At 36.9% G+C, this 4384-nt stretch carries 2 protein-coding genes; one reads left to right on the top strand and one right to left on the bottom strand.

Going from position 1 to position 4384, the window contains the following annotated elements; translation table 11 throughout:
• The first annotated feature begins 275 nt into the window (after positions 1-275).
• On the top strand, positions 276-398 hold the full coding sequence (locus AC3DU7_RS26470; protein WP_488042255.1) for a hypothetical protein: 123 nt from the start codon (positions 276-278) through the stop codon (positions 396-398).
• A 311-nt stretch (positions 399-709) separates the two neighbouring features.
• Here the strand turns inward: AC3DU7_RS26470 and AC3DU7_RS26465 are convergent.
• The coding region (locus AC3DU7_RS26465) for a formylglycine-generating enzyme family protein (RefSeq protein ID WP_488042254.1) at positions 710-4384 on the bottom strand (3675 nt) is incomplete at its 5' end.

Raw genomic sequence — 4384 nt, 5'->3', positions numbered from 1 at the left:
CATAAAGATATTAATAAACAAGGAATTATGCCTGATATTGTTGTGGAACAAGACCCGATTTTGCCTTACCAAGTTACCACAGAAGATGACAAACAATATCAAGCTGCAGTGGAACTTCTCACATCTCAAATTGCATTAGCGAATGCAGTTTAATTGGACTTTTTATCCATCTCTAATTAGGGTTTGCCGATCAAATATAAAAGCATTGACATATAAATGTAGGAAAAAATAGTTTAACGGGGCGATCGCTATTAATTTAGGTATAAATATAATTTATGACAGATTTCAGACTAAATGTGGTACAACTGATGGGGTCAATATTTTGTGCTTGTTCATATCCTACTCTCTGCTCTGTACGGACGTTATTTCAGCTTGTTTTGAGAGGCGATCGCTCTTAATTTACTTTTAGATGAATGACTAATTTTCCTTTCTTCATTTTTCGACTGGTTGATAGGTTGACTGTTTTGTGGTTATGAACAGAATTTTCTATATTTTTAGCTGGGCAAGTATTCATACTAAATTTAGCAACCTCAAAAACTTAGTTTTTGTGTTGACTAAGAAATCAATAACATGGGCGAGCAACAACCTATAAATAAATACTATCGCGATTTTAGAGAAAATGCAAGGCAAATCCTTAGCTGATTTTTTTAGAGCTTCACAGAATGAATATTTACATATATATGAGGTTAGGTGGCGATCGCTCTGATGTCTATGAGGAATAATGAGGACTACAGACAATACGGAAACCAAAGTAGTTGTAACGGAAGACGCGACCAAAGTAACTGACGCGAATAGCAGAACGGCAGAACTCGGGATTATCGTACCAAGAACCACCCCGCAGTGGAGAACTATCTATTTCCTTATCCTGCCAAGCACTACCATCATTAGGCGCACCCTCATAATTACCATGCCAAATATCTTGACACCACTCCCAGACGTTGCCGTGCATATCATATAAACCAAAAGCATTAGGAGGAAAGCTTCCTACATTTGTTGTTTGTTCTTGATATTTACCTTTAGGAGCATCTCGATAAGTATAGTTACCGTTATAGTTAACTAACTCAGACGTTATAGTTTCTCCAAAATAAAAAGGAGTAGTTGTTCGTGCTCGACAGGCATATTCCCACTGACTCTCACTGGGCAAACTGTAAGTTTTTGTTGTTTTCTGGGATAACTTTTGACAAAATTCTGTGGCGTTGTACCATGTTACAGTTTCTACAGGGCGATTTCTTCCTTTAAAATGAGAGGGATTGTTATCCATAATGACTTGATATTGTTCTTGAGTAATAGGATATTTACTCATATAAAAAGGTTGAATAGTAACCTGATGTTGAGGACTTTCTGTATTAAATCTTCGTTCTTCGTTTTCTGGGGAACCCATAATAAAACTTCCTCCAGGAACATAAACCATTTCTAATCTAATACCATTACCTAAATCTTCTATTTTTTGTCTGGCATTACCGGGAGTACGAGTGATTATTTTGCCAAAATTATTGACAGTTGCTATCTCAAAAGTAAATATTTCTCCTATTTCTGATTCTGGTATTGATGTGAGAAATGTTTCTGGTGGAGAAGTTTCATTAATAACGGGTGGTGCTGTTAATTTTTGAGATATTTGTAGTGGAGGGGTAAACTTTTTTTCTGTGGGATAAGTCTGGTTAATAAGGGAGGATATTTCTCCTATATTTTGAAACTTTTTCTGAAAATCAGGTAACAAGAGAACGCGGAAACCCAAGTTGATGATGTAGTTGTCAAAATAGTTGTTAAAGCGGAAGGCACTCCGGCAATGGTTAGGATTATTGTTCCAACTACCACCACGGATAATTCTTTGATTAATACTTTCTCCTCTTTTCCAAACACTTCCGTCATTAGGAGCACCATTATAGTTATTGTGCCAAATGTCCAGACACCATTCCCAGACATTGCCGTGCATATCATATAAACCAAAAGCATTAGGAGGAAAAATTCCTACATTTGTTGTTTCTTGTAGATAATTACTTTTAGGAGCTTTGCCATAAATATAGTTGCCATTGTAGTTAGCTAACTCAGAGGTTATAGTTTCTCCAAAATAAAAAGGGGTAGTTGTACCTGCGCGACAAGCATATTCCCACTGACTTTCACTGGGTAGTTTATAGGTTTTCCCGGTTTTTACAGAAAGTCTTTGACAAAATTCTGTAGCGTTATGCCATGTCACTTTTTCTACTGGATGGTTTCCTCCTTTAAAGTTAGAAGGATTTTCTCCCATAATTGCTTGATATTGATTTTGAGTAATGGGGTATTTACTTATATAAAAAGGTTGAAGAGTAACTTGATGTGGCGGACTTTCTATATAGTATTTCCGTGGTTTATTTTCTGGGGAACCCATGAGAAAGTTCCCTCCAGGAATATAAACCATTTCTAATTTAATACCATTACCTAAATCTTCTATTTTTTGTCTAGCATTACGGGGGGTGCGGTTGATTATTTTGCCAAAATTATTGACAGCTACTACTTCAAAAGTAAATATTTCTCCTATTTCTGTTTCTGGTATTGATTCTGGAAATGTTTGTGGTGGAGAGTTTTCATTAATAACGGGTGGTGCTGTTAATTTTTTGGATATTTGTAGTGGAGGGGTTAACTTTTTTTCCGTTGGATAAGTCTGGTTAACAAGGGAGGATATTTCCCCAGGATTTTGAAATATTTTGTTAGTTGTATCCACAGTCATTTTATCCAAAGAATTTCTTACTTCCGAGGTATACCAGACAATCCGAAAACCTCTGTAGTAGATAAAATTGTCGCCATCGTTGTCGTAACGTCTAGCACTCCGACAATTCCAAGAAGAGTTAGACCAACTACCACCACAAAGGACTTTTATGTTACTATCTCCCCTAGTTTGCCAAGCACTTCCATCATTAGGCGCACCATCATAATTAATGTGCCAAATATCTAAACACCATTCCCAGACATTGCCGTGCATATCGTATAAACCAAAAGAATTTGGAGGAAAACTTCCCACATCGGTTGTTTCTCCTCGATATTTATCTTTAGGGGTATTAGCGTAAGGATAATTACCGTCATAGTTAACTAACTCAGACGTTATAGTTTCTCCAAAATAAAAAGGAGTAGTTGTACCTGCACGACAAGCATATTCCCACTGACTTTCACTGGGCAGTCTATAAATTTTTCCAATTTTCTCAGAGAGTCTTTGACAAAATTCTGTGGCGTCATACCATGTCACATTTTCAACTGGGCGACTTTTTCCTTTAAAGTGAGAAGGATTTTCTTTGGTAATAGCCTGATATTGTTCTTGAGTAATAGGGTATTTACTCATATAAAAAGGTTGAAGAGTTACTTGATGTTGCGGACTTTCATCAGAGCTTCTTCCCTGTTCGTTTTCTGGGGAACCCATGAGAAAACTTCCCCCAGGAATATAAACCATTTCTAATTTAATACCATTACCTAAATCTTCTATTTTTTGTCTGGCATTACCAGGAGTACGGTTGATTATTTTGCCAGAGTTATTAACAGTCACTACTTCAAAAGTAAATATTTCTCCTCTTTCTGATTCTGGTATTGAATTGAGAAATGTTTGTGGTGGAGAAGTTTCATTAATAATGGGTGGTGCTGTTGATTTTTGAGATATTTGTAGTGGAGGGGTAAACTTTTTTTCTGTTGGATAAGTTTGGTTTATAAATGACAATATTTCCCCTGTATTTTGAAACTTTTGCTGAAAATCAAGTAACAAGAGAATGCGGAAACCCCAGTAGGTGCCGTAGTAGTCAGCATTATTCCTAATACGGCGGGCACTCCGACAAAACCGAGGATGGATGTTCCAACAGCCACCACGAAGAAGTCGTTGACTACTATCTCCTTCACTTTCCCAGGGACTTCCATCAGTAGGCGCACTATTATAGTTATTGTGCCAAATGTCCAGACACCATTCCCAGACATTGCCGTGCATATCGTATAAACCAAAAGCATTGGGAGGAAAAATTCCTACTTCGGTTGTTTTTTCTAGATGTTTACTTTTAGGAGCTTTGCCATAAATATAGTTACCGTTGTAGTTAACTAACTCAGACGTTATAGTTTCTCCAAAATAAAAAGGAGTAGTTGTACCTGCGCGACAAGCATATTCCCATTGACTTTCACTGGGCAGTCTATAAATTTTCCCAGTTTTTTCAGAGAGTCTTTGACAAAATTCTGTGGCGTTATGCCATGTCACTTTTTCTACTGGATGGTTTCCTCCTTTAAAGTGAGAAGGATTTTTTCCCATAATTGCTTGATATTGGTTTTGAGTAATAGGGTATTTACTAATATAAAAAGCTTGAAGAGTTACTTGATGTTGAGGACTTTCACTGTTAAGTCTTTCAACTTCGTTTTCTGGGGAACCCATGAGAAAACTTCC

It is taken from the genome of Okeania sp. (genome assembly GCF_983059655.1).
Note: the sequence above shows the minus strand (reverse complement) of the source record. Positions and strands in the feature narration are given on the sequence as shown.